This window comes from uncultured Winogradskyella sp., from assembly GCF_963975125.1.
Lineage (GTDB): Bacteria > Bacteroidota > Bacteroidia > Flavobacteriales > Flavobacteriaceae > Winogradskyella.
In genome coordinates, this window is record NZ_CAXBGB010000069.1 from 1 (window position 1) to 17,733 (window position 17,733).

Annotated in this window: 19 protein-coding genes; 13 read left to right on the plus strand and 6 right to left on the minus strand. The window is 31.5% G+C overall.

The window, feature by feature from the left end:
- On the minus strand, positions 1–804 hold an 804-nt coding region (gene tatC, locus AAC053_RS10470), incomplete at its 3' end, for a twin-arginine translocase subunit TatC (protein ID WP_339756069.1).
- Positions 804–1,769 (minus strand): KpsF/GutQ family sugar-phosphate isomerase, encoded by a 966-nt coding sequence (locus AAC053_RS10475; RefSeq protein WP_339756072.1) that lies wholly within the window; start codon positions 1,767–1,769, stop codon positions 804–806. The genes AAC053_RS10475 and tatC, both read right to left, overlap by 1 nt.
- Before the next feature lie 88 nt (positions 1,770–1,857).
- Here AAC053_RS10475 and AAC053_RS10480 point away from each other — a divergent pair, with 88 nt between their 5' ends.
- Positions 1,858–4,059: a RecQ family ATP-dependent DNA helicase gene (locus AAC053_RS10480; protein WP_339756075.1), complete on the plus strand. Its 2,202-nt coding sequence runs from the start codon at positions 1,858–1,860 to the stop codon at positions 4,057–4,059.
- 166 nt (positions 4,060–4,225) lie between these two features.
- On the opposite strand, the gene AAC053_RS10485 is transcribed toward AAC053_RS10480, so the two are convergent.
- Positions 4,226–4,675 (minus strand): hypothetical protein, encoded by a 450-nt coding sequence (locus tag AAC053_RS10485; protein ID WP_339756078.1) that lies wholly within the window; start codon positions 4,673–4,675, stop codon positions 4,226–4,228.
- Between the two features lie 114 nt (positions 4,676–4,789).
- Here AAC053_RS10485 and AAC053_RS10490 point away from each other — a divergent pair, with 114 nt between their 5' ends.
- Both AAC053_RS10490 and AAC053_RS10495 read left to right on the plus strand, forming a co-directional pair.
- Positions 4,790–5,722 carry a peptidylprolyl isomerase gene (locus tag AAC053_RS10490; RefSeq protein WP_339756081.1) on the plus strand — a complete coding sequence of 311 codons (933 nt, stop codon included), beginning with the start codon at positions 4,790–4,792 and terminating at the stop codon, positions 5,720–5,722.
- A 165-nt stretch (positions 5,723–5,887) separates the two neighbouring features.
- Positions 5,888–6,586, plus strand: a complete 699-nt coding sequence (locus AAC053_RS10495; RefSeq protein WP_339756084.1) for a tetratricopeptide repeat protein — start codon at positions 5,888–5,890, stop codon at positions 6,584–6,586.
- Between the two features lie 345 nt (positions 6,587–6,931).
- On the opposite strand, the gene AAC053_RS10500 is transcribed toward AAC053_RS10495, so the two are convergent.
- Positions 6,932–7,504, minus strand: a complete 573-nt coding sequence (locus tag AAC053_RS10500; protein WP_339756086.1) for a non-canonical purine NTP diphosphatase — start codon at positions 7,502–7,504, stop codon at positions 6,932–6,934.
- 563 nt (positions 7,505–8,067) lie between these two features.
- On the opposite strand from AAC053_RS10500, the gene AAC053_RS10505 reads away from it, so the two are divergent.
- Positions 8,068–8,367, plus strand: a complete 300-nt coding sequence (locus AAC053_RS10505; RefSeq protein WP_339756089.1) for an HPF/RaiA family ribosome-associated protein — start codon at positions 8,068–8,070, stop codon at positions 8,365–8,367.
- A gap of 42 nt (positions 8,368–8,409) precedes the next feature.
- On the opposite strand, the gene rlmH is transcribed toward AAC053_RS10505, so the two are convergent.
- Positions 8,410–8,883, minus strand: a complete 474-nt coding sequence (rlmH, locus tag AAC053_RS10510; RefSeq protein ID WP_339756092.1) for a 23S rRNA (pseudouridine(1915)-N(3))-methyltransferase RlmH — start codon at positions 8,881–8,883, stop codon at positions 8,410–8,412.
- Between the two features lie 173 nt (positions 8,884–9,056).
- Between rlmH and nadC the strand changes: the two genes are divergently transcribed.
- From nadC to priA, 6 genes are all read left to right on the plus strand, one after another.
- Positions 9,057–9,914 carry a carboxylating nicotinate-nucleotide diphosphorylase gene (nadC, locus tag AAC053_RS10515; RefSeq protein ID WP_339756095.1) on the plus strand — a complete coding sequence of 286 codons (858 nt, stop codon included), beginning with the start codon at positions 9,057–9,059 and terminating at the stop codon, positions 9,912–9,914.
- A 1-nt stretch (position 9,915) separates the two neighbouring features.
- On the plus strand, positions 9,916–10,866 hold the full coding sequence (locus tag AAC053_RS10520; RefSeq protein WP_339756098.1) for a YihY/virulence factor BrkB family protein: 951 nt from the start codon (positions 9,916–9,918) through the stop codon (positions 10,864–10,866).
- Between the two features lie 362 nt (positions 10,867–11,228).
- Entirely contained in the window at positions 11,229–11,657 is a 429-nt protein-coding gene (locus AAC053_RS10525; RefSeq protein ID WP_339756100.1) for a hypothetical protein, read from the plus strand.
- Between the two features lie 89 nt (positions 11,658–11,746).
- Positions 11,747–12,655, plus strand: a complete 909-nt coding sequence (locus AAC053_RS10530; RefSeq protein WP_339756102.1) for a hypothetical protein — start codon at positions 11,747–11,749, stop codon at positions 12,653–12,655.
- Positions 12,656–12,769: 114 nt separating this feature from the next.
- Entirely contained in the window at positions 12,770–13,054 is a 285-nt protein-coding gene (locus tag AAC053_RS10535) for a T9SS type A sorting domain-containing protein (RefSeq protein ID WP_339756105.1), read from the plus strand.
- A gap of 73 nt (positions 13,055–13,127) precedes the next feature.
- A complete protein-coding gene (priA, locus tag AAC053_RS10540) occupies positions 13,128–15,581 on the plus strand; it encodes a primosomal protein N' (protein WP_339756107.1) in 2,454 nt (817 codons plus the stop codon).
- Between the two features lie 84 nt (positions 15,582–15,665).
- On the opposite strand, the gene AAC053_RS10545 is transcribed toward priA, so the two are convergent.
- Positions 15,666–16,361, minus strand: coding sequence for a LytTR family DNA-binding domain-containing protein (locus AAC053_RS10545; protein ID WP_008271090.1), 696 nt, complete (start codon positions 16,359–16,361; stop codon positions 15,666–15,668).
- A gap of 201 nt (positions 16,362–16,562) precedes the next feature.
- On the opposite strand from AAC053_RS10545, the gene rpsF reads away from it, so the two are divergent.
- Genes rpsF through rplI form a run of 3 tightly spaced genes read left to right on the plus strand, consistent with a single transcriptional unit; the run spans position 16,563 to position 17,674 of the window.
- Positions 16,563–16,913, plus strand: coding sequence for a 30S ribosomal protein S6 (rpsF, locus tag AAC053_RS10550; protein WP_339756112.1), 351 nt, complete (start codon positions 16,563–16,565; stop codon positions 16,911–16,913).
- Entirely contained in the window at positions 16,913–17,212 is a 300-nt protein-coding gene (gene rpsR / locus AAC053_RS10555; RefSeq protein ID WP_172837628.1) for a 30S ribosomal protein S18, read from the plus strand. The genes rpsF and rpsR overlap by 1 nt, the downstream gene beginning before the upstream one ends.
- A 12-nt stretch (positions 17,213–17,224) precedes the next feature.
- Positions 17,225–17,674: a 50S ribosomal protein L9 gene (gene rplI, locus AAC053_RS10560; RefSeq protein ID WP_339756114.1), complete on the plus strand. Its 450-nt coding sequence runs from the start codon at positions 17,225–17,227 to the stop codon at positions 17,672–17,674.
- Positions 17,675–17,733: the final 59 nt, after the last annotated feature.

A 17,733-nucleotide genomic window follows, 5' to 3' on the forward strand; every position in this document is an offset into this window, starting at 1 on the left:
GTTCACTTTTTTTACAACAACAGCCGAAATATAAATACTGACTTGATACAATATTAAAATAGGAATAGCTACAATCACTTGACTCGCAATATCTGGAGGGGTAATTATAGCCGATAAAATCAGTACAATTACAAGTGCATATTTTCGATATTTTCTTAAAAATTGAGGGGTAACTATTCCTATTTTAGTTAAAAAGTATATGATTATTGGTAATTCGAAAACAAAACCAGATGCTATAGCCGATGAGCGAACAATAGCGATTACTGAGCTTACATCAAACTCATTGGATATCTGCTCACTAATTTGATAGTTGGCTAAGAAATTAATAGATAGCGGAGTTATAATATAATAGCCAAAAAGTACACCGAGAAAAAATAATAATGAAGCAATGACTAAAAAGCCTCTAGAATTCTTACGTTCGGGCACTTTTAAGCCAGGACTAATAAAACTCCATAACTGATACAATACATATGGAAATGCCACAATGAAACCTGCATAAATAGATGTCCAGATATGCGCTGAAAATTGCCCAGCTACAGTTCTGTTTTGAATAATAAACGGGAATTTTTCTGCACAAAAAGTAGTATCTGTCATGCCTAAAAACCGTGAGACACTACAAAGCCCTTCATAAGTTGGGAAACTCATATTTGTAGGACCAAAAATGATCACATCAAAAACAAATTTTTTAAATACAAAAGCTAATGTAGCAGCCGCTACAATCCCTAGAGTAGCTCTAATTAAATGCCATCTTAAATCTTCAAGATGGTCTAAGAAAGACATTTCGTCAATACTCTTATTTGCCATTATATAATGCCCTCTTTTATTAAATCGTGAATATGAACAACTCCAGCATACTTGCCATTATATTCAACTAATAATTGTGAAATACCAAACTCTTCCATAACTTCCTTTGCGTCCACAGCCATAGCATTTTCATCTATTCGCTTTGGATTGGTGCTCATAATATTTTTGGCTTTTAAACCAGTAATGTCATCACTTTTATTTAACATTCGTCTTAAATCTCCATCAGTTATAATACCTATAATTTTATCATTATCAATCACAGCAGTAACACCTAACATTTTTTCTGTAATTTCTACAATAACTTCTTTTAAACTAGCATTTAAACCAACTTTAGGTTTTAAATTTTGAGATGATAAATCATTCACTCTTAAGTATAGACGTTTGCCAAGTGCACCACCAGGATGGTATTTCGCAAAATCTTTACTAGAAAACCCTCTTAATTCTAAAAGACAAACGGCTAATGCATCACCCATTACTAATTGGGCAGTTGTGCTAGTAGTTGGTGCTAAATTATTAGGACATGCTTCTTGCTCTACATAAGCATCTAAAATATAATCTGCTTGCTTTCCTAAAAAGGAATCTTTATTTCCTGTAATAGCAATCATTTTGTTTTTAGCATTTTTAATAAGTGGCACTAAAACTTTAATTTCTGGTGTATTTCCACTTTTAGAAATGCAAATCACAACATCATCGTCAAGAATTAATCCCAGGTCACCATGTATAGCATCTGCAGCATGCATAAAAATTGCAGGTGTACCAGTAGAGTTTAAAGTGGCAACTATTTTATTAGCGATGATGGCGCTTTTACCAATGCCAGTAATAATAACGCGACCTTTAGAATGGTAGATTAATTCTACAGCATTAGCAAAATCTTCAGTAAGTAATTCTGATAAATTTTCTATAGCTTTACTCTCTAAATTTATAGTAGTTTTTGCGGTACTTAAAATCGATTGCTTAGTGTTCAAAACTTATTGTTTATTGAGTTTTTTAGATTTAAAGAAATTGTTATCTTTAAGCTTATTGCAAATGTATATAAAATACTAATAGGGATTAATGAGTATTGCAGAAATTGACTTACACGCTTCGTTAAAAAAACACTTTGGTTTTTCAGAATTCAAAGGTCTTCAAGAAGAGGTTATAAAAAATGTAGTTGCAGGTAATAACACGTTTGTTATTATGCCAACAGGAGGCGGAAAATCATTATGTTATCAGCTACCAGCTATAATAAAAGAGGGAACTGCCATTGTAGTTTCTCCGCTAATTGCTTTGATGAAGAATCAGGTAGATGCTATTAGAGCAGTATCTGAGCACGAAGGTGTAGCACATGTTTTAAATTCTTCGTTAAATAAAACGGAAGTAAAACGTGTAAAAGATGATATCACTAGTGGAATCACTAAATTACTTTATGTAGCACCAGAGTCTTTAACGAAAGAAGAATACGTTGACTTTCTAAGAACTGTCAAAGTTTCATTTATGGCTGTAGATGAAGCACACTGTATTAGTGAATGGGGACATGATTTTAGACCAGAATACAGAAATCTGAAAACAATTATCAAACGTATTGGCGATGATATCCCTATTGTTGGGCTTACAGCAACAGCAACTCCAAAGGTACAAGAAGATATTTTGAAGAGTTTAGGAATGCCTAATGCTATTACTTTTAAAGACTCCTTTAATAGACCCAACTTATATTACGAAGTACGGCCAAAAACTAAAAATGTAGATGCAGATATTATTCGTTTTGTAAAACAGAATGAAGGAAAATCGGGTATCATTTATTGTCTTAGTAGAAAACGGGTAGAAGAATTAGCACAAGTGCTTCAGGTTAATGGAGTAAAAGCGGTGCCTTATCATGCAGGTTTGGATGCAAAAAAGAGAGTGAAACATCAAGATATGTTCTTAATGGAAGATACTGATGTTGTGGTTGCTACTATTGCCTTCGGAATGGGAATAGATAAACCAGATGTTCGCTTTGTAATTCATCACGATATTCCTAAAAGTATAGAAAGCTATTATCAAGAAACTGGGCGTGCAGGACGTGATGGTGGTGAAGGGCATTGTTTAGCATATTACGCTTATAAAGATATTGAAAAACTAGAAAAATTTATGTCTGGTAAGCCTGTTGCAGAACAAGAGATTGGCCATGCTTTATTGCAAGAAGTTGTTGCTTTTGCAGAGACTTCTGTATCTAGGCGTAGATTTATTCTTCATTATTTTGGTGAGGAATTTGATAATGAAACTGGTGAAGGAGGTGATATGGACGATAATGTTCGATACCCTAAGAAACAAGTTGAAGCTAAAGATGAAGTAAGAACACTTTTAGAAACTGTAGATAAGACCAATGAAAAGTATAAATCAAAAGATTTAGTACAAGTGATTATTGGGAATTCTAACGCTTTAATTTCTTCACATAAAACAGATAAGCAGCCATTCTTTGGAGTTGGCAAAGGCAAAGAAGCAAGATATTGGATGGCTTTAATTCGTCAAGTTTTAGTGGCTGGCTATTTAAAGAAAGACATAGAAACTTATGGTGTTTTAAGGTTAAGCGATAATGGTAGAAACTTTATTACTAAGCCACAATCATTTCTAATGGCAGAAGACCATGTGTTTAATGAAGAATCTAATGATGGTATTTTAACGAACACTAAAGGAGGTGGAGCTGTAGCAGACGAGAAGCTGATGACTATGCTTAAGGATTTGCGTAAACGCAATGCTAAGCGTCTTGGTGTACCACCATTTGTGATTTTTCAAGATCCTTCTTTAGAAGATATGGCTTTAAAGTATCCTATTAATGTAGAAGAATTATCTAATGTACATGGTGTTGGCGAAAGTAAAGCAAAAAAATACGGTAAAGATTTTGTAGGATTGATTGCTGATTATGTTGAAGACTATGATATAATGCGACCAGATGATATGGTCGTAAAATCAACAGGAACAAACTCTGCACTTAAATTATATATCATACAAAATGTAGATAGAAAGTTACCACTAAGTGATATTGCTTCTTCTAAAGGTATGGAAATGCCTGCCTTTATTAAGGAAATGGAATCCATAGTTTTTTCTGGAACGAAATTGAATATCAGTTACTGGGTTGATGATATTTTAGACGAAGATCAACAAGAAGAAATTCATGAGTATTTTATGGAGTCTGAAAGTGATAAAATAGATGATGCTATTGAAGAGTTTGATGGTGATTATGAAGATGATGAGTTACGTTTGTATCGCATAAAATTTATGAGTGAGGTAGCAAACTAATATTCAATTTTCAGTAATCAGTAAATAGGGCCATAGTCAGTTCGAGTGAGCTTAGCTAATGGAAATTCAATAAATTTGTATCGAGAATAATAGTGGAGTACAGACGCTATTCTCGATGCAAAACTTTAGTTTTAACTGCACTTCAATTAAAATTTGACAACATAATTTATTCTTCTTGGTCAGAAACAACATGCTTTGTAAATAAAATAGTATGCTTCTTAACTTTTATTTGAATGCTCTTTAATGTTGCGTTTTCTAAAGTTGTAATATCAGATTCTTCAATTTGAAAATCAATCTTGGTAACGCTTCTTCCTTTTATATCAGAACCTTCAGATTCAAACTCGGGCATATCAGAATTGAGTTCTAATTCAAAATTTTCACCTTTAAATAAAAGTAACGCACCGTCTTTTGATTTTACATTAAGCTTGCCAACAATAACCGTCTGAAAAAAGTAATAACCACCAAGTTCATTTAGTCCGGCGAAAAGGACACTGTTTTCAGAAATTCCAAAGGGTCTATTTTCAACATCCTTAATAATAGCCTCTATACTATCTTGAGACTTAAATTGAGTTTCAGAAGTTTTTTTGCCAAAAAGTTTAGTAAGAGAAAATCCCATAATTTTAAATTTTAACAAAACTAACTTTAATAAATCAATTCTCAAATCTTCAATCTAAATTCGTAAATCATAAATCATTGCCTATCTTTGCAGCCTTAAACAAAAGAAAACACAATGCAAGACGGTTTATACGCAAAATTCAACACATCAAAAGGTGTAATATTAGTGAATTTAGAGTTCGAAAAGACTCCAGGAACAGTAGGTAATTTTGTGGCTTTAGCAGAAGGAAATTTAGAAAACTCTGTTAAACCACAAGGAACACCTTATTATGATGGATTAAATTTCCACAGAGTAATTCCAGATTTCATGATTCAAGGAGGTTGTCCTCAAGGAACTGGTACTGGTGATCCAGGTTATAAGTTTGATGATGAGTTTCATGCAGATTTAAAACACGATGGTCCTGGTGTGTTATCTATGGCAAACTCTGGTCCTGGTAGTAATGGGAGTCAATTTTTTATTACACATATCGCGACAGATTGGTTAGATGGTAAGCATACTGTTTTTGGTAAAGTTACAGAAGGACAGGATATCGTTGATAAAGTTGCACAAGGAGACACCTTAGATAGTTTAGAAATTGTAAGAGTAGGTGATGTTGCTGAAAAATTTAATGCTATTGAAGCCTTTAGAACTTTTGAAGGGTCTCGCGAAAAGCGTATAGTGGCAGAGCGTGATGCGGCTAGCGCAGAGTTAGATAAATTGGCTGCTGGTTTTGATGAAACTGAATCTGGTTTGCGTTACCAAATTATTCAAAAAGGTGATGGAAAGAAAGCAGAAAAAGGGAATATGGTCTCAGTACATTATAAAGGCCAATTAGCAGACGGAACGGTTTTTGATTCGTCCTACAAAAGAAATTCACCTTTAGATTTTCAAGTAGGAGTAGGTCAAGTAATTCCTGGTTGGGATGAAGGTATATGCCTTTTAAATGTTGGTGATAAAGCCCGTTTGGTTATACCAAGTGATTTAGGTTATGGATCTGCTGGTGCAGGTGGAGTAATTCCTCCTGGCGCAACTCTTGTATTCGATGTAGAATTAATGGGTATCAAATAAGCAGCACTCCAATTTTGATTAGTTAGCGAAATCAAAAATTGTGAATATCGCTTATTATAAATTAATTTTGGCATATATATAACGTAACAAAAAATAAGAAGAATCGTCTCACTATTAGTGAGACTTTTTTTTGTGCTTATAAATTAACCAATCAAATCAATTAAAATGAAAACTAAAATCATACAACTTATAGTGGTATTTGCCATTATAGTATCTAGTTGCTCAAAGCGCATAGAGTACACGCAAGATTTTAAGGATCAAACTTCGGGAAAGTATCTATATAACCAAGATGATGTAATTGAGGTGTTTTACCAAAGCAATAAACTGTTTTTAAAATGGCGTGGAGCAGCAAAAATTGAGCCTGTTGTTTTAGAAGAGAACGAAATTTTTATGGTAGATATGTATAAAAAATTACGTTTTGTGCAGCATCCTGAAACTAATGAGCGCTATTTATCTATAATACAAGAAGATAATGAAGATGTAATTACTTACGACTACTTAAAAGTAGCTAAAGATTATAAGACTCCAAGTATGTACTTAAAAGAAAAAAATTATGACAAAGCGCTCGCGGGATTCCTTTTAATTAAAAAGAAAGACTCAACAAGTGACTTTATTAATGAACGTGAATTTAATAGCTTGGGTTATAAGCATATTAGAGATAAGAAGTACAAAGATGCCTTAGAAATATTTAAAATTAATGTTGTCTTGCACCCAACTAGTGATAATGTATATGATAGTTTAGCAGAAGGTTATTTATTAAATAATGATAGCCTACAAGCTTATACCAACTTTACAAAAGCTCTAGATTTAAATAATAGAAATAGACGAGCAAAAGCGTTTGTTGATGCTTATAGCATAGAATAGAATATTTAATAGTAGAACAATTTAGTTATTGATCCTCTTTTTTCTGGTTTTTCGTTTTAAATTTAAAAAGTAGTTTTCATAATATTTGTATGAAATATGAGATACAAGTATTGTTATAGCTATTATAGTTATGTAAAATATCAACACATCTAAAACTCTAGGGAAATTGAATTTAAAAATGCTTTTTAAGTAAACAAAACCTACCTATTGAATAATTATAGCATGATACATATATATGCCATGTGAATTTTTCCTAAATAATTTATCACTTTATTCTCAAGTATTTTAATTGGTTTAATAGTTGAAAATGAAATGGTTAAACCAAATAATGTGAAACTAAAAACATTAGGTAATCAAAAATTTAATTAATTGAACAACTGCCTTACCACGATGTCCAATTTTGTTTTTTTCTTCAAGAGATATTTCGGCAAAAGTTTTATCGTAGCCATTAGGTTTAAAAATAGGATCGTAGCCAAAACCTTCTACGCCATGTTTTTCTGTAGCGATTTCTCCTTTGCAAATACCTGTGAAAGTACTTAGCTTACCATTAAGATGTAAGGCAATGACTGTTTTAAATTGCGCATCTCTATTAGTGTTGTCTCCTAATTCAAAAAGTAATTTTTTCATATTGTCTTCCGAATTACATTTTGAACCAGCATAACGAGCAGAAAAAACGCCAGGCTCTCCATTAAGGACATCTACCTCTAAACCAGTATCATCTGCAAAACAGTCGTAACCATAATTGGTTTTAACGTATTCTGCTTTTTGTTTGGCATTACCTTCTATAGTAGGTTGCGTTTCTGGAATATCCTCATTACACAATATATCTGCTAAGCTTAGTAACTTTATATGCTTTGGTACTAAGGTTTGCACTTCTTTGAGTTTATTTCTGTTATTAGTGGCAAAAACGAGCTGCATAAAAATATAAATTTTAGTATTTCAAATATAGCCTAATATTCGCTTTAGTGTTAACGATCTATTAGCTTTGATATTAAAGTAATTCAATATTTGTGTTATTTAATTATTGTTTTTCTCATTTCTTTTTGCTCTTATTCTCAAACCGCTATAGAGAAGAATGTTTTTGGTTGGTCGTTATTTGTAGATGGTAAAACTTTTGAAATAATGGGTGTCACTTTTGGTTACAATAAAGACATTGCAAATTATAACACCTATTTTAAGGGTTTTAATTTTTTTGTGTCAATACCATTAGAACTAAAAAGACGATTTAAGCTGTATCTGTTCTGGATTGGTTTTGTTTACTAGTGGATAGGGCTTTTCTCATAAAATTTATATTTTTTTGAATGACACTTAATTTAGCTAAAATCAATAGTACAACTATTAGATTTACCAAACCAAATCACTCGAATTTAAAAATTCTATTTTATAAAATTTTAGTTATTTTTTATGATAATTATCAGCAATGAAAAGCACTAAAAACCATATCTTAGAGAAAAGAATTAATAATTAAAACAAGAAATAATATGACAGTAAATTTTCAATATGTAAATACAGATGTAAGTGAAACATTGTCAGCATTTACAGAGGATAAATTAGAGAAATTAGCTAATAAGTTTGAGTTTATTATTTCAGCTCAAGTTTATTTTAAACACGATGATAATGATCATAATGCAGGTAAGATTTGTAACATAGAAATAAGTTTACCTGGTCCTCGCATTTTTGCAACCTCAAATAAGCATACTTATGAGGTGTCAGTGAATGAAACTATTAAAGATTTAATGCGTCAACTTAAAAAACGAAAAGAAATTTATAAAGTTTATTAATACTAAACGTTTCGACGTTTTATACCAGAGGGTTTGCTGTTTTTATCTGTGATGATAGGGTTCATTTCTTAAAATAGTAAACCCTCTGTATAATTGTTCTATAAAGAATAAACGCACCATTTGATGCGAAAAGGTCATTTTAGACAACCCTAATTTTCCATTGGCTCTATTATATACAGAATCTGAAAAACCATAAGGGCCACCAATAACAAATATTAAAGTTTTAATACCCGAATTCATGTGTTTCTGTAAGTAATTTGAAAAGCCTACAGAATCTAATTGTTTGCCATTTTCGTCTAATAGAATTAAGATATCTGAATTTTGTGTTTTAGATAAAATCAATTCACCTTCTTTATCTTTTTGTTGTGCCTCAGACAGATGTTTTACCTTTTTTAAATCTGGGATGATTTCAAAATCGAACTTAATATAAAACCCTAATCGTTTTGAATAATCTTCAATCAATGAGATTAAGTTTTTATTATCGGTTTTGCCAATGGCTATGAGTTTTATATTCATAATATTGTCACTTCGAGTGATTCCGACTTTTTCGAAATTGTATCGAGAAGTTTTATTTAAATGGTTTTCGATACAAATTTATTCGTTTTACTCATAAATTCACTCTAACTGACACGAGAATTATTCAAGTTTTCATCTTTCAATTCCTATTTTTACACTAAATAAGTTTTCAAATGATTTCAAAAGCACAATTCGATAAAGAAATAGAAGGAATTATAGCAAATGCTATTAGAGAAGATGTTGGTGATGGCGATCATAGTTCTTTAGCATGTATTCCTGCTTTAGCTCGAGGAAAAGCAAAACTTTTGGTAAAAGATGATGGTATTATTGCAGGAATTGAATTTGCAAAACAAGTGTTTGCTTATGTTGATGCAGATATGAAAATAGAAACTTTAATTGAAGAAGGAAGTAAGGTAAAGTATGGTGATATTGTCTTTTATGTAGAAGGTGCTTCGCAATCAATTTTAAAGGCTGAGCGCTTAGTCTTAAACGCCATGCAACGTATGAGTGCAATCGCTACCAAAACTAAAAAATTTGCGAATTTGTTAGAAGGTACAGGAACCAAAATTTTAGATACACGCAAAACCACTCCAGGTATTAGAGCACTAGAAAAATGGGCAGTAAAAATTGGAGGTGGTGAGAATCATAGATTTGCATTATATGATATGATAATGCTTAAGGATAATCATATTGACTTTGCAGGTGGGATTGCTAAAGCAATTAACCTAACAAAGCAATATTTAAAGGATACTAATCGCGATTTAAAAATTATTGTTGAAGCAAGAGATCTTAATGAAATTAAGGAGATTTTAGATTGCGGAGGAGTTTATCGTATTCTTATTGATAACTTTAATTATAAAGATACACGTAAGGCTGTTAAATTAATTGGCGACCAATGTTTAACAGAATCTTCTGGCGGAATTAATGAGAAAACTGTGAGAAATTATGCTGAGTGTGGTGTAGATTATATTTCATCTGGCGCATTAACACATTCCGTTTATAACATGGATTTAAGTTTGAAGGCTATTTAATATGTCAAAACAGATAGAAGATAAATTAGATGAAATTCCGGTACTTAATTTAGTTGTTCGCTTTTTTAAGCAGATTAAGTTACCAGGCTTCGAAGGGTTGACTATCTATGATTTGCTAGAGCTATATGTAGTAGGAGTTGTAAAAGGCGCCTTAACAACTAGAGCAAGCGCTATTGCCTTTAGCTTTTTTACTGCTATTTTTCCTTTTTTACTATTTGTAATCATCATTATTCCTTATATACCAATTGCTAATTTTCAAGAAGAATTTGAACTATTTCTAAATTCATTTTTGCCACCACAAACTTCTGATTTTTTCTTCTCTAATATATTTGAAAACATTAGCGGTACTGGCGGAGCGGGTTTAATATCAACCGTATTTTTATTATCCATGTTATTGATGGCAAATGGTGTTAGCGCTGTGTTTTCTGGCTTTGAATATTCGTATCATGAGCAACTAACCAGAAACGTATTTCAGCAATATTTATATGCATTTGGTGTCTCCTTAATTTTGGCATTTTTAGTATTGTTAACAGTTGCTGTTTTTGGCTATTTTCAGATTTATGTTATACAGCCATTATATGAAGGTATAACAGGAAAAGATGCGTTGGAAAGTGATACAGGTATAGGATGGATAATATTTGCCAAGTATATGTTTTTTGTAATAATGGTGTATCTAGCAACAGCGACTTTATATTATTTTGGTACTAAAGAAGGTCGTAATACACGGTTCTTTTCAATTGGAGCCTTATTAACCACTTTACTTATTATTCTTACATCTTATTTGTTCGGTATTTATATAGATAATTTTTCACAGTACAATGAATTATACGGATCCATTGGTGCTTTGTTAATTCTGTTATTGTATTTATGGTTAAACTCTAATATTTTGCTTTTAGGTTATGAATTAAATGCTTCACTTCAGTATTTGAAGAAGTATCCTAAAAAAGATTAGTCTTTATAAGTTCCTATTTAGTTCATTTACAATGTAAAATCCTTCCTAGAATAATTTCTAGAATTTCAAATCCATTTGAAGTCGGAATAATAATTGTCTTTTTCTTCTCCTTACTTTTAAGGTTCTTAATAAGAGCATTTATCTGTAGATCTGAGTCGGTTGAAGCATTCTTTTTATTTAGCCTAGTCATTGCATTTAAAATATTAATTTTTACGGAGTTATTATTAACATTAATTGTAATCAATTACTGACTAAACGGGTTTTAATTGATTTAATAAATCAAAAATTTTTAAATCTGGATATTGATTCAATAACATTTTAACGTATATTTATCTAGCTATTAATCCATTACCTTCGAAATCATGTTTATTTCTATAACAAACAAATTCATTTTATCATTGACTTTTGTGTTTTCCTTTTTATTAATGCCAGTTGTAATTAGTGCGCAATCTAAAAGAATAAAGCCTCCAAAACGTAATTCTAAAATAAAAAGTGTAGATCAGTTTGTTGATCATACATTTAGACTCTACAATAAAGTTTTTGTTTATGATAGCTTAACCCAAGTAGGTGTAGAAATACCCTCTGAATTAGAAGATGAATTAGTCGAAAGAGCTCAGCAAGATGTTGATAGTCTTTGGCAAGCTGTACCAGATATAATTGATGATGTTAGTGATGCTTCATTTATGAAAAAAACTAAAGCAACATTTAATCTAAATAAGGCTAAGAAAGCACTAAAATATTGTGGTTTAACTATAAAAAATTATTTCCTCGGTAAAGAAGAAGAAGATTAATTTCACACTACGTGTACCTTTATAAAAATATCTTGCCTCATTTTTAGCCTATCATCTTACCGTGTTTTGTCCAACTAAACATTTTTAATATGAAAAAATATTATATCATTTTATGTTCTATTGTTGTTGTCGTAAATCTTGCTAATTCACAAACATATGAGACAAAATTTAAAACCGATATATGTGCTTGTATAGAAGAAGAAGTTGTCAATGCTATAGTTTTAAAGACAGTATTAGAAAAATGTTTTAGGCAAGAATTGACAACTTATGCAGAACTAATAGATGCCGAAATTGATGAAGATAACATTAATCTTAAATATCAAAAAGGGCAGCTAGCACGACGTGAGCTATTTAAAAAGTTTAAATATGAAATGGTTTATAGTTGCGATTTTTATTTTAATACATTAGTAGCTAGGAGGCAAAAAACATTGGAAAAAAACCGATTAAAAACAGACTCAACTAGTTTAGAACGTTTGAATCAACGAGTGGCGATGAGCCCTAATTCTAGTTCTTATTTTGCGAGGGCGAAAACCCAATTTACTCTTAGAAATTTAAAAGCAGCTGAAAAAGATATTAGAGAGTCTATTCGTATTCATCCTTCTACTGATAAAGATATATACACCATTAAAGAAAAATTATTGTTGGCTGTAATTTTAGAAGAGCAAAAGCAATTCAAAGAAGCCATTTTAATCTATAATGAAGCTTATGAGACTACTAAAGATGCTGATGCCGCTGTCTTAAGTGCTATTGCAAATAGAAAGTCTGGAGGAGTAAATGTGGTGCCAATTAGCCAGAAAAATTCAACAAAGTCTATCAAAGAAAAAGACGTTAAAAGAACTCAAAAAAAGGATAGCAAATCATCTCCTAAAAAGAAAGCTAATAGGTCCGAGTTAAGGAGCCTCTTTAATCTAGTTAAAAAAGAAAAAGACACTTCGAAAAGTAAAACAAGGAAGAGGAGGTCTAAAGGCAATAAAGATATTTATCAAGCTATTAATTAACCCATGAAAATTTAAAATCATGAAAAAATTACAACCCTCAGTTTAATGTTTTTACTAACATCTCTTTTTATTAATGCACAAACGTACTAAATATAAATGTTAGTTGGTCGTTTTATGACTACGGGATATTTACTAAAGATAGTAGTCTTGGCTATTTCAGATAGCTTGAATAAATCAGCTCAGGTTTACCCGAATCCATTTACAAATACAATTAGCCTAGAGACATTTAGACCAGTAGTATTTCAAAAAATCTCAGTTTATGATTTAACAGATAAATATGTTTATATAACAAAAAATGATTTAAAAAAGATAGACTTAGAGAATTTAGAAGCTGGAACTTATATCTTAAGTTTATTAACAGAAAATGAGAAAGCTACATTTAAAATTATAAAAAAGTAGTTTAATTTTTTAGTGTTAAAAAACCATCTCAATTAGAGATGGTTTTTTTATTTAAAGACCTTACTTTTGGTCTATGCTACATTTTATAGACGTCATACTCCCAATTCCGCTTCAAAAAGCGTTTACATATCATGTAACTGTGGCAGAATCAGAATTCCTAAAACCAGGAATACGCGTCGCTGTGCCGTTTGGTAAGAGCAAAATTTATACGGCTTTAGTCTATAAAATTCATCAAAATCCGCCTACAGCTTATGAGGCAAAAACCATCCATCAAATATTAGATGAAAAACCAGTGGTAACAGAAATACAATTAAAGCATTGGGAGTGGATAGCAAGTTACTATATGTGTAGTATAGGAGAGGTAATGCGAGCTGCAATGCCAAATGCTTTTATGTTAGAGAGTGAAACGATTATATCTAAAAATGAAAATGTCGAAATAAATGATTCTGAATTAAAAGATGACGAGTTTTTAATTTATGAAGCCTTACAACATCAATCTTCTCTTAAGATTCAAGATGTAATTTCTATTTTAGATAAAAAACGAGTACTACCAGTAATTAATGGTTTGGTAGAAAAAGGGGTATTATACCTTCAAGAAGAATTATATGAAAAGTATCAACCTAAATTGGTGCGTTATGTAAAACTGCATAAGCATCATAAATCAGAGAAAAACCTTCAAGAACTATTAGGATTATTAAGCAGAGCACCAAAACAACGCGAAGTAATTTTAGCTTTGTTTACTATGGAAGCTTCTGTAAAACAACCTGTAAAAGTATCTGAATTAGCAGAACGAAGTGGAGCGTCAACTTCAATTATAAAAACTTTAATTGATAAGGAGGTATTAGAAGAATATCATGCACAAACAGATAGAATACAATTTGAAGGAGAAGGAGATGAGAATGCAAAAACTTTGAATAAGCCACAACAACAAGCTTATAAAGAAATTAAAAGTGCTTTTGAAACCAAGTCAGTTGCTTTGCTGCATGGTGTAACATCTTCTGGTAAAACGGAAATCTACGTTCAATTAATTCAAAAACAATTAGAAATCGGAAAACAGGTTTTATATCTCTTACCAGAAATCGCTTTAACAACACAGTTGGTACAACGTTTACAAGATTATTTTGGTGAAAAAGTAGCCGTTTTTCATAGTAGATATTCGGGTAATGAACGTGTTGAAGTATGGAATAATATGCTTAATAATTCTGAGAAGGCTCAGGTTGTTATCGGAGCACGTTCTTCATTATTGTTACCGTTTTCGAATTTAGGATTAATCATAGTAGATGAAGAACACGAACAATCTTACAAGCAATTCGATCCGGCACCGCGTTATCACGCAAGAGATGCTGCTGTGGTTTTAGCGAATTTGCATAAAGCGAAAACGCTTTTAGGTTCGGCGACACCAAGTTTAGAAAGTTACTTTAATGCGAACCAAGGTAAATATGGTTTGGTAGAATTAAATACGCGTTACAATAATGTGATGATGCCAGATATTGAGTTGGTTGATTTAGCAGATAAGTACAAACGCAAGCGAATGAAAGGTCATTTTAGTGACCGACTCATCCAAGAAATGACAGAAACCTTAGAAGAAGGGTTTCAGATTATATTATTTCAAAATAGAAGAGGGTTTTCACCAATTATTGAATGTACAACTTGTGGCACTTCACCACAATGTCCAAATTGTGATGTGAGTTTAACCTATCATCAATATAGAGATCAATTGCGCTGTCATTATTGTGGATATAACTCTGTGATGTTAAAAAGTTGTCAGGCTTGTGGAAATTCGACCCTAGACACTAAAGGATTTGGTACTGAGCAAATCGAAGAAGAGGTTAAAGTTTTATTTCCAGAAAAAAAAGTAGCTCGTATGGATTTAGATACGACGCGAGGAAAATATGGCTTCGAAAAAATAATTACAAGTTTTGAACAGCGAGAAGTAGATATATTAGTAGGTACACAGATGCTTACTAAAGGTTTAGATTTTAGATATGTAAAATTGGTTGGCATATTGAATGCAGACAATTTACTCAACTTCCCGGATTTTAGAGCACACGAGCGCAGTTATCAATTAATGGCTCAAGTTTCGGGTAGGGCAGGACGTACGGATTTAAGAGGAAAGGTTTTGATTCAAACCTATAATCCGCATCATAATATTTTACAGCAAGTATCTACAAATTCTTATAAGAAGATGTATGCTGAGCAAATTAATGACCGTTACAGTTATAAATATCCACCTATTTATAGGCTAATTAAAATTACATTTAAACATAAAGATTATAATCGGGTGAACTTAGCAGCAGATTGGTATGCTAAGTCATTACGACAAATTTTTAAATCTAACGTTTTAGGTCCAGAATTTCCACCAGTATCAAGAATACGAAATCTATTTAATAAGAATATCTTAGTTAAGATTCCTCAGAAACAATCTTTATCTAAAACAAAAGAAGCCATTATTAAAATTGATGCTAGTTTTAATGCTGTAAAAGATTTTAGGGCAGTAAGAGTAGTACTGAATGTAGATAATTACTAATAAAAAATCTCGTTGATTACCAACGAGATTTTATATGTTAATGTGTTATGAGATTTTCTACTAATCTAATAATCATGTGGTGTTCTACATATTATTTAAAGCATCTACCAATTGCGTCTTTTTATTTCTACTTAATGGTATCTCATAGGCGCCAACTTCAACATTTTTACTATTAAAGCGATCAATTTTATCCAAGTTCACAATATAAGATTTATGAATTCTTAAAAATTTACCTTCTGGCAATTCTTGTTCAAAAGCTTTCATGGTAGATAATACCACTAAGCTGTTTTCTTCTGTTACTACTTTTACGTAGTCGCCAAGAGCTTCAATCCACTTAATATCCTTAATATAAACTTTACGTTTTTTAAGATTACTTTTTACAAAGATGTGTTCACCATCAGTTTCGTTAAAGTCTAGTTTTAATTTATGTTGCTCTATAGCTTTTTCTACGGCAGTATTAAAACGTTCTTTAGTGATTGGTTTTTGAAGATAGTCGGTAGCATCGTAATTAAATGCTTTAAAAGCATATTCGGTTTTACCAGTGACAAAAATAATTTGGGGTTTGTTGTTGAGTACATCTAAAAGCTCAAATCCGTTTAATACAGGCATCTCTATATCTAGAAAGATAAGATCTACTTTATGTGTATTAAGACCGTTTTTTGTTTCTAACGCACTGCTGTACTCTGCAATAAGGTTAAGCGAAGAATGATTTTCGATTAACTTTACTATAGAGAGGCGCTGAATCGCAGAATCATCAACAACTACACAGTTTAAAGTCATAACATTAATATTTTATTAGGTTAAGATATCGACAATAGTACAATAATTTCGGTTAAAAAACAAATTTTACCGACAAAGTGTATATTTTGCCATTGTGCCCTACATAAATTTAGAGATAATTTTTAGATTAAAAAACATTGCCAGAAATAGAATTAATACGTATTTTTGCAGCCGTTTTAACAATAAACAAAACAATTTATTATGAATCATTATGAAACTGTTTTCATCTTAAATCCCGTTTTATCTGACGATCAGATAAAGGAGACAGTAAAGAAATATGAGGATTTCCTCGTTTCTAAAGGTGCTAAGATGATTGCCAAAGAAGATTGGGGCTTAAAAAGGCTGGCATATCCAATCCAAAACAAAAAAAGTGGTTTTTATCACTTATTCGAATACACTGTTGCTGGTGAAGCAATTGAACCTTTAGAGGTTGAGTTTAGACGTGATGAGCGTTTTATGCGTTACTTAACTGTGAAATTAGACAAACATGCTATTTCATGGGCTGAGAGACGAAGAGAAAAATTGAAAGTTAAAGCAAAAGCAAAAGCGTAATTATGTCATCAATAGAACAACAAGCAAAAGGAAAAAAGGACGGAGAAATTAGATATCTTACTCCTTTAAATATTGAGACTTCTAAAACTAAGAAGTATTGCCGTTTTAAAAAGTCTGGTATTAAGTACGTAGATTATAAAGATGCGGATTGGTTATTAGGTTTTGTAAACGAGCAAGGTAAATTATTACCAAGACGTTTAACAGGAACTTCTTTAAAATATCAAAGAAAAGTATCTGTGGCTGTAAAAAGAGCTAGACATTTAGCTTTAATGCCTTATGTTGCTGATTTATTAAAATAAAATATCATAACAATGGAACTTATATTAAAACAAGACGTTGAAAACTTAGGATTTAAAGACGATATTGTATCTGTTAAGAACGGTTATGGTAGAAACTTTTTAATTCCTCATGGACAAGCGATATTAGCTACGATTTCTGCAAAGAAAGTATTAGCTGAAACTTTAAAGCAACGTGCTTTTAAAGAAAAGAAAATAATTGATGAAGCTAAGAGTGTTGCTGATGCATTAGCTGGTTTAGAAGTGAAGATTGCTTCTAAAGTAGGTGCAGGTAATAAACTTTTTGGATCTGTAAACAATATTGATTTGGCTGCGGCTTTACAAAAAGAAGGCCAGACTATCAGCAAGAAATTCATTAATGTAATTGGTGGTAGCGTAAAGCGTTTAGGTAAATACGATGCTGTAATAAGATTACACAGAGAAGTTACTGTAGATTTAACTTTCGAAGTTATCGCAGAAAGTTAATTATTAAAATTTCTAGTTATATAAAAAATAGCCTCCAAAATGGAGGCTATTTTTTTTTT